At 42.0% G+C, this 7,398-nt stretch carries 7 protein-coding genes; 5 read left to right on the plus strand and 2 right to left on the minus strand.

The genetic code is table 11. From position 1 onward, the window contains the following. Positions 1-62 precede the first annotated feature (62 nt). The 5 genes from HUN22_RS04055 (at position 63) to HUN22_RS04075 (ending at position 6,166) form a co-directional block, all read left to right on the plus strand. Complete coding sequence (locus HUN22_RS04055; protein WP_174726607.1) at positions 63-1,712, plus strand: AMP-binding protein; 1,650 nt, start codon at positions 63-65, stop codon at positions 1,710-1,712. Positions 1,713-1,723: 11 nt separating this feature from the next. Continuing rightward, positions 1,724-2,851 (plus strand): acyl-CoA dehydrogenase family protein, encoded by a 1,128-nt coding sequence (locus HUN22_RS04060; RefSeq protein WP_174726608.1) that lies wholly within the window; start codon positions 1,724-1,726, stop codon positions 2,849-2,851. Between the two features lie 21 nt (positions 2,852-2,872). Continuing rightward, positions 2,873-3,646, plus strand: a complete 774-nt coding sequence (locus tag HUN22_RS04065; protein WP_174726609.1) for an enoyl-CoA hydratase — start codon at positions 2,873-2,875, stop codon at positions 3,644-3,646. A 12-nt stretch (positions 3,647-3,658) separates the two neighbouring features. Continuing rightward, complete coding sequence (locus HUN22_RS04070; protein WP_174726610.1) at positions 3,659-4,684, plus strand: enoyl-CoA hydratase/isomerase family protein; 1,026 nt, start codon at positions 3,659-3,661, stop codon at positions 4,682-4,684. A 120-nt stretch (positions 4,685-4,804) separates the two neighbouring features. Beyond that, a complete protein-coding gene (locus HUN22_RS04075) occupies positions 4,805-6,166 on the plus strand; it encodes an MFS transporter (RefSeq protein ID WP_174726611.1) in 1,362 nt (453 codons plus the stop codon). A 106-nt stretch (positions 6,167-6,272) separates the two neighbouring features. On the opposite strand, the gene abaI is transcribed toward HUN22_RS04075, so the two are convergent. Further along, positions 6,273-6,839, minus strand: coding sequence for an acyl-homoserine-lactone synthase AbaI (gene abaI, locus HUN22_RS04080; RefSeq protein WP_174726612.1), 567 nt, complete (start codon positions 6,837-6,839; stop codon positions 6,273-6,275). Between the two features lie 63 nt (positions 6,840-6,902). Further along, a complete protein-coding gene (locus HUN22_RS04085; protein WP_174726613.1) occupies positions 6,903-7,319 on the minus strand; it encodes a DUF4902 domain-containing protein in 417 nt (138 codons plus the stop codon). Positions 7,320-7,398 lie beyond the last annotated feature (79 nt).

Consider the following 7,398-nt stretch of genomic DNA (forward strand, 5'->3'; position numbering starts at 1 on the left):
ATGGCTTTAAACACATTAAACCCTGTCGTGAATAACAACAAATCCGGACTAAGGGAAAAGATATGATGGATTATCAAAATACTGCACAGACTTTCGATTTGGAAAGCACTGCAAAACAGATGTTATCAGGTTCACTTGATGCCTTAAATGCTTGTTATGAATGCTGTGATCGACATGCAGATGGCGACAAAATTGCGCTTTATTGGCAAGGAAAAGATGGACGAAAAGAGCAATATACCTTCCGTGAATTAAAAGAGTGGTCGAGTCAGTTTGCTAACTTTTTAAAATCACAAGGTGTGAAAGCTGGCGACCGTATTTCAGGGCTATTACCAAGAACACCTGAATTGATCGTGACCATTTTTGCAGCTTGGCGGATTGGTGCAGTCTATCAACCACTCTTTACTGCGTTTGGTCCAAAGGCGATTGAGCACCGTATTCAGCTTGCACAAAGTAAGCTAGTAGTAACCGACATGGGCAACCGTAGCAAGCTTGATGAAATTGAAAATTGCCCTGCAATTGTGACAGTTGCCGATGTACAAGGTACTCCGCTCAAAGCAGGTGATTTTAATTTCTGGAATGAAGTGAAGCAGCAGTCCGATCAATGCGATCTGGTCATGCGTAGCATCCAAGATCCTTTCTTGCTCATGTTTACTTCAGGCACTACAGGTCCTGCTAAACCCTTGGAAGTGCCATTAAAAGCACTAATTGCCTTTGGTCGATATATGCAAGATGCCATTGGTTTAACCGAAGAAGACTCGTTTTGGAATATTGCCGATCCGGGGTGGGCGTATGGTCTGTACTATGCGATTACTGGGCCATTATTCTTGGGTCACTCTACTTTGTTCTATGAGGGTGGTTTCAGCACAGATAGCCTATGCCAAATTGTGAAGGATTATAAAATTAACAATTTGGCAGGTGCACCGACTGCCTACCGCATGATGATGGCAGCTGACCCTGCTCAAATGGCGCCGTTAAAAGGCCTGTTCCGTGTCGTTAGCAGTGCAGGCGAACCGCTTAACCCAGAAGTAATTCGCTGGTTTAAACAAGTGCTTGACGCTCCAATTTATGACCACTATGGACAAACTGAAGTGGGCATGGTGGTGTGTAATCATCATGGTTTAAAACATGAAATTCATGCTGGTTCAGCAGGTTTCTCAAGTCCGGGCTACCGTGTTGCGATTGTCAATGAGCAAGGTGAAGAACTTCCGCCAGACACTCCGGGAATTTTAGCAGTCGACATTAGCCAGTCTCCAATGATGTGGTTCGGCGGCTATAAAGAAAGCCGAAAATCGCCATTTGTTGGTCATTACTACTTAACGGGCGACACTGCCGAGTTGCATGCCGATGGCAGCATGAGCTTTGTTGGCCGTAGTGATGATGTGATCACCACATCGGGTTATAGGATTGGGCCATTCGATGTAGAAAGTGCTTTACTCGAACATGATGCAGTGGTTGAGGCCGCAGTGATTGGTGTGCCTGACCCAGACCGTACCGAAGTGGTTAAGGCATTTGTAATTTTAGCTACGGATGCTCAACCTTCAGATGCACTTGCTGAACAACTCAGCCAATTTGTTAAAAGACGACTTTCTGCACATGCGTACCCACGTTTAGTTGAATTTGTGAGTGAATTACCTAAAACTCCAAGTGGCAAAATTCAGCGCTTTTTATTGCGTAATCAAGAAATTGCTAAACAACAAGCTAAAGCAGGGTAAAGGAAATAACAATGCAATTTACCGAAGAACAATTACTCATTCGTGATATGGCGAAAAGTTTCGCCCAAGAACAAATCAAACCCAATGCCAGTGATTGGGATCGAGACGGAACATTCCCGAAAAACACATTGGTTCAAATGGGGCAACTCGGTTTTATGGGTATGCTTGTTTCAGAGCAATGGGGTGGTTCAGACACGGGTAACTTAGCCTATGTACTGGCACTCGAGGAAGTTGCAGCAGCCGATGGCGCAACCTCGACCATCATGAGTGTACATAACTCGGTTGGCTGTGTACCTATTTTAAAATTTGGTACCGATGAGCAAAAAGAGCGGTTTTTAAAACCTTTGGCGCAAGGTGAAATGATTGGTGCTTTCGCCCTAACTGAACCGCATACAGGCTCAGATGCGGGAGCCATTAAAACCCGTGCGGTTAAAGATGGTGATGATTACATTTTAAATGGTGCCAAGCAATTTATTACCTCGGGTGATAATGCAGGTGTGATTATTGTGTTTGCAGTGACTGATCCGAGCGCGGGTAAAAAAGGCATTAGTGCATTTTTAGTCCCACGTGAAACTCCGGGTTATGAAGTGATTCGTGTTGAAGAAAAATTGGGTCTGCATGCTTCAGATACCTGCCAAATTGCGCTGACAGATGTACGCATCCATAAAAGCCTCATGCTAGGTAAAGAAGGCGAAGGCTTGAAAATCGCACTTGCCAATTTAGAAGGTGGACGTATTGGTATTGCTGCACAAGCAGTCGGTCTAGCACGTGCGGCGCTCGAAGAAGCGACCCGTTATGCCAAAGAGCGTATTACTTTTGGAAAACCAATTTTTGAGCATCAAACCATCGCTTTTCGCCTTGCTAGCATGGCAACTGAAATTGAAGCAGCAAGACAATTGGTTCACTACGCTGCGCGTTTAAAAGAAGCAGGTCAGCCGTGTTTGAATGAAGCTTCAATGGCCAAGCTATTTGCTTCAGAAATGACTGAGCGCGTGTGCTCGAGTGCGCTACAAGTGTTTGGTGGCTATGGTTACCTCAGAGATTTCCCAATTGAGCGTATTTATCGTGATGCGCGTATTTGTCAAATTTACGAAGGCACCAGTGATATTCAACGTTTAGTCATCGCACGTAGTCTATAAAACTAGAACAAGGAATAAATAATGCAGTGGCAAAGTATTTTATTAGAAAAGCGTAATGGGGTTGGACTGATTACACTAAATCGCCCTCAAGCGCTCAATGCTTTAAATAGTGAATTAATTAGTGAAATTAATCAGGCATTAGATCAGCTCGAAAAAGACCGCGAAATTGGTTGCATCGTATTGGCAGGTTCTGAAAAAGCTTTTGCCGCAGGTGCAGACATTAAAGAAATGGCTGATTTAGCATTTCCTGATATTTATTTTGATGACTTTTTCCATCTTGCAGACCGTATTGCACAGCGCCGTAAACCTCTAATTGCAGCGGTCAGCGGCTATGCGTTAGGTGGTGGCTGTGAATTGGCGCTTATGTGTGACTTTATTTATTGTGCTGACAACGCTAAGTTTGGTTTGCCTGAAGTGACCTTAGGTGTAATTCCGGGTATTGGTGGCACACAACGCTTAACCCATGCCATTGGTAAAGCCAAAGCAATGGAAATGTGTTTTACCGCTCGTCAAATGGGCGCTGTAGAAGCAGAACAAAGTGGTTTAGTTGCACGTGTGTTTAGCAAAGAAGAATTACTTGAACAAACCTTGCAAGCAGCAGAAAAAATTGCAGCACGATCTTTAACTGCAAACATGATGCTTAAAGAAACCATTAACCGCGCTTTTGAAGTGAATCTGACTGAAGGTTTACGTTTCGAAAGACGTATGTTCCATTCAATATTTGCAACATCTGACCAAAAAGAAGGAATGCAGGCTTTCGTTGAAAAACGGCAGGCAAATTTTAAAAATCAATAAGAGATCAATAAAATGAATACAGAAAATCACTTAATGATTGAGCAACAAGGTAAGTTGGGCATTATTACCTTAGACCGTGTGACTCATCTCAATGCACTGTCGCTAGATATGATTAAAAGTATTGGTGCCCAATTAGAACTTTGGCGAAATGATGCGGATGTTCAGGCAATCTTAATCAAATCAAATAGCCCAAAAGCCTTTTGTGCAGGTGGAGATATTCGCTATCTCTACGACAGCTATAAAAATGGCACAGCCGATTATAAAGGCTACTTTAGCGCCGAATATAAAATGCTAAATACACTGCGTGAATATACAAAGCCAATCATCGTTGTACTTGATGGCTATGTCTTAGGTGGTGGTTTTGGTTTGGCTCAGGCGTGTCACATTGTGGTGAGCAGTGAAAAATCCAGATTTGCCATGCCTGAAACAGCGATTGGTTTTTTCCCAGACGTCGGGGCAACTCATTTCTTGTCTCGCCTTGATGATATTGGTGTTTATATGGCAATTACGGGAGAGCAGATTAGCAGTAGCGATGCGCTCTACCTTGATTTAATTGACTACCATGTGCCAAGCGAGCAGTTACAAGCTTTACAAGACGCTCTCGTCGAAGCGCCAAGCTTAAGCAAAGAGGGAATTGAACACATCATTACCCGATTTATTACTCGTCCTGCTGAAAGTGAGCTCAAACAATTGGCGGAAGGTATTCGTAAACATTTCGGATATCAGCATTTAGATGAAATCGAGCAAAGTCTTGAAAATGAAAAAGATGAAAGCTTAAAAACTTGGGCAAGTAAGATGCTTAGTATTTTGCAGCAGCGCTCATTTATAGCCAAACAAACCAGTTTGAAACTGCAACATTTAGGCCGTGGGCTTTCTTTACCGCAGTGTATGCAGCTTGAACGTGATTTACAGGATATCTGGTTTGAGCATGGTGACTTTATTGAAGGTGTCCGCGCTCTCATTGTCGATAAAGACAAACAACCGCAGTGGCAAGAACGTAATCCGGAGCTTGAACAGATTTTAGAAAAATTGAGCTAAGCCGTATTACGTAATCCTAAAAAGCTTAAAGAGATAAAGCGACACCTGAAAATGCTTATGGTCAGGGTTGGTCATAAGCATAAAAAAGATAAAACAAGAAAATCTAAAAAGGATATTACGATGCAATCAATACATGGAAACGGTTCAAATACTAAAAAGTCGTCACATCGATTAGCAGGCATCTCTAGCATGGTCGGCACTACCATTGAGTGGTATGACTTTTTTATTTACGGTGCGGCAGCAGCGCTCATTTTTAATAAGCTATTTTTCCCAAATCTGGATGCACTTACGGGTGTGCTTGCTGCATTTGCAACTTATGCCGTTGGATTTATTGGAAGACCGTTAGGCGGCTTGGTCTTTGGTCATTTTGGTGACAAGATTGGCCGTAAATCGATGTTGCTGCTGACTTTGATGCTCATGGGTATCCCAACTGTACTGATTGGCTTATTACCGACTTACGAATCAATTGGTTATTGGGCTGCGATTGGTTTGGTTGTCTTACGATTCATTCAAGGTATGGCAATGGGCGGTGAATGGGGCGGTGCAGTACTCATGGCTGTTGAACATGCACCCGAAGGCGGTAAAGGGTTCTGGGGAAGCTTGCCTCAAGCTAGTACAGGTGGTGGCTTAATGCTAGCCTCAATCGCGTTGGGTCTGGTGTCGTTATTACCTGAACAAGCACTGTTTAGTTGGGGTTGGCGTTTACCATTTCTTGCTAGCATTATTTTACTGGCAGTGGGCTGGTATATTCGTGTAAAAGTGCCTGAGTCACCAGATTTTGAAAAAGTAAAACAGCAGTCTGAAGAAGTCAAAGTTCCTGCTTTACAGGTTTTTAAAAACCATCCAAAGCAACTCATCACCATTATTCTGGCTCGCGCTGCCGAGAATGCTTGGTTCTATATTGCCTCAACATTTACACTGGCTTATACCACTGCACAACTTGGAATCCCACGCCAAGACATTTTATTTGCCACCATTTGCGGTGCAGCCGTCATTTTATTTATGACGCCGTTATGTGGACATTTGTCGGATAAAGTCGGCCAACGCAATATGTTTATGTTTGGCCTATGCATACTGGCACTTTACTGCTATCCATTTTTTACCATGCTCAACACAAAAGATCCTGTATTAGTTTGGACAGCAATTGTATTGGCTATTGGTGTTGTATTCCCAATTATGTATGCCCCCCAAGCACAGCTTTTTGCTCGTCAATTTCCTGCGGAAATTCGCTATAGTGGAATTTCAATTTCGGTACAGTTGGCTGGCGTACTAGGTGGTGGTTTAGCCCCGTTAATTGCGACGAAACTTTTAAGTGTTGGGCAGGGTAATCCTTACTTAATTATGATTTATATTGGATTTATGGCTATCGTTGCGATTATATCGACCTCATTTATGCCACGTGATTGGCAGACTAAAACTGATGAGGCTTACCATAAGAAATCAGAATTAAATTTAAAAACCAAAATTACTGAGCAGTCTTAATATTAAGTTTGAATCTTCAAATAAAGAAAAGCCCTAATCTTTTGATTCGGGCTTAAGACCTTAATCTTTGCGATGTCACTAATTTTTTAGACTTTGATTTTACAAACTACACTTCAATCAAGCATGCAAACATGGCATATCCGTCGATAACCATGGGTGGGCCTGCTCGATGAGCATGAAAACCTGCTGCACGTAATAAACGCTCTACACCTAGAGGAGAGGTTGTAATTAACTGCTTTGCACCTTGTTCTCTCGCGAAGTTGATCGCTTCTTGCAGAATGGCAATGGAAACTGGTGATGATACTGCTTGACTCGCTGTGGTAGGTGGATTCGAGAAATCTATGGCAGAAAACCTTGAGAGTTCCCAAATTTCTGGTGAGCAGGGAATAGGCATTCCATTCATTAATTGAGGAAATATTTCACCCAGTAAATACGGTTGAGTTGTAGGTAGTAATCTGGCACAACCAATAATATTGGACTCTCTGTCTTGAGCGACGACGTAAGCTGTATCGACTTTATCAAATTGATCTAGTTCTTCATTGTTTGGACAGTTCAACTCCCAACCCAGATGTTCAACAAATACCCTGTAGCGGTAACTTTTAAATTTAGTATATAAGCCTTCTGAAAAATTGTTTTGAAATCCAGCAATAATATTCATTACAAGTGCTTCCACTTATTTTTGATGTGACTTTACTGAACAGCTGGAAAGGCGGTAACTGTAAAAACTTACAGGTTCCTAAGAGAAATTCGGACTTAATTTAGACTTTATTAATCTTGTGTTGATTTGAGCATAAATGAACTGTTCCCAGAACAAAGTATCTATTTTCTTTTCGATCAATGATTCAGTAACCTCAAATCCGATATCCGTACCAGATACATCAACAATCATAATATTACTTCTAGGTATGCCGATTCGTTTTAAGCTAGCAAAACCATTTTCCTCAATAAACTCCCAGTCCCATCCTGTACTTAAGGCTGGGGTCTTTAAAGTTGCCCATTCCGTAAAACCGCAATAAGCAATTTGTGAATCTTCAATTTGTGTTGATTCAACAATAGATAGGACGTGTTGGAGAGAGTAGTTCATCAGTTGGTTTTCATTCATTCGAATGAAACCATCTGCTGAGATTGGAAAATGAGTGGGTATGCTGACCATGCTACCTATTTAAGTAACCTGAAATGGGATCCTATGGATAAATAACATAAATTATTGCCAATGAAATACTGTCATATTT

Source organism: Acinetobacter lactucae, assembly GCF_013344765.1.
Classification (GTDB): Bacteria; Pseudomonadota; Gammaproteobacteria; order Pseudomonadales; family Moraxellaceae; genus Acinetobacter; species Acinetobacter lactucae_A.